Here is a 1326-nt window from a genome sequence, read left to right as displayed (position 1 = left end):
GCCCGGTGGGGCGGGGGATGACGAACGGGCGAGGGGCCGTGGCCGCCGGGGGGGCGGCGCACGGCCCTCAGGCGTTCCAGCCGCCCGGCCGCCCGCCGGGGATATCCCCTGGTGTTCTGTACCTACTGGTATGTACAGTGATCCACATGACCACCCAGGACCGCCTCATCGAGAGCACCCAGGCCCTCCTCTGGGAGCGCGGCTACGTCGGCACCAGCCCCAAGGCCATCCAGCAGCGCTCCGGGGTCGGACAGGGCAGCATGTACCACCACTTCACCGGCAAGCCCGACCTCGCCGCCGCCGCCCTGCGCCGCAGCGCCGAGCAGATGCGGGGCATCGCCGAGGCCGACCTCTCCGCCTCCGGTACCGCGTACGACCGCATCGCCGCCTACCTGCACCGCGACCGCGATGTGCTGCGCGGCTGCCGGATCGGCCGGATGGCCCAGGACCCGGACGTCGTCGCCGACCCGCACCTGCGCGCCCCCGTCGAGGAGACCTTCGACTGGCTGCGCGGCCGGATCGCAGAACTGGTCGCCGAGGGCCAGGCAGGCGGCGAGTTCGCTCCCGGCCTGGACCCGGTGGACACCGCCGCCACCGTGGTCGCCGTCGTCCAGGGCGGCTACGTGCTGGCCCGGGCCGCCGACAGCGCCGAGCCCTTCGACCGGGCCGTGCGCGGCGCCCTCGGACTGCTCGCCGCGCACCGGCAGACCTGACCTCCACCCGCGCGCAACCCCAGGAGCCCCGCCGTGCACGCCATGCAGTACGAGATCACCCTCCCCGCCGACTACGACCCGGGCATCATCCGCAAGCGCGTCGCCGAGCGGGGCCACCTGCTCGACACCCACCCCGGCCTCGGGCTGAAGGCGTACCTGGTCCGTGAGCGCGGCCAGGACGGCTCGCCGGTCAACCAGTACGCGCCGTTCTACCTCTGGCGCACCGCCGAGGGCATGAACGCCTTCCTCTGGGGCCCGGGCTTCCGCGGCCTGAGCGCCGACTTCGGCCGCCCCGCCGTCCGCCACTGGCTCGGCGCCGGCCTGTCCCGGGGCGCCGGAGCCCAGGGCGTCCGGACGGACGACGCGCGGACCGGCGACACCCGGGCCGAGCCCCCGACCACGGCCACCCGCGAGACCGTACGCCTCCCGGAGGGCACCGACCCGGCCGAGGCCGTCGAGCGGGCCCTCGCCGAACTCCCCACGCACCCCGACCTGCACACCGCCGCCGTCGCCGTGGACCCGAGCCGTTGGGAACTGCTCCGCTTCGCCCTCTGGCACGGCCCGGCTCCCGAGGACGTGCCCGGTACCCGCTACCGGGTGCTGCACCTCTCCC

The 1326-nt window shown here is 75.4% G+C and carries 2 protein-coding genes; both read left to right on the top strand.

The annotated features are described in order from the left end of the window. Positions 1-146 precede the first annotated feature (146 nt). The gene (locus tag J0670_RS38140) at positions 147-713 is read left to right on the top strand and encodes a TetR/AcrR family transcriptional regulator (protein WP_207817352.1); all 567 of its coding nucleotides are present in this window, start codon (positions 147-149) and stop codon (positions 711-713) included. A gap of 33 nt (positions 714-746) precedes the next feature. Continuing rightward, on the top strand, positions 747-1326 hold a 580-nt coding region (locus tag J0670_RS38135), incomplete at its 3' end, for a DUF4865 family protein (protein WP_207817351.1).

Source organism: Streptomyces sp. FH025, from assembly GCF_017427025.1.
Classification (GTDB): domain Bacteria; phylum Actinomycetota; class Actinomycetes; order Streptomycetales; family Streptomycetaceae; genus Kitasatospora.
Note: the sequence above shows the minus strand (reverse complement) of the source record. Positions and strands in the feature narration are given on the sequence as shown.

Excerpts from the sequence above, each read along its gene's own strand:
- J0670_RS38140 (WP_207817352.1), top strand. The coding sequence starts at position 147 with ATGACCACCCAGGACCGCCTCATCGAGAGCACCCAGGCCCTCCTCTGG.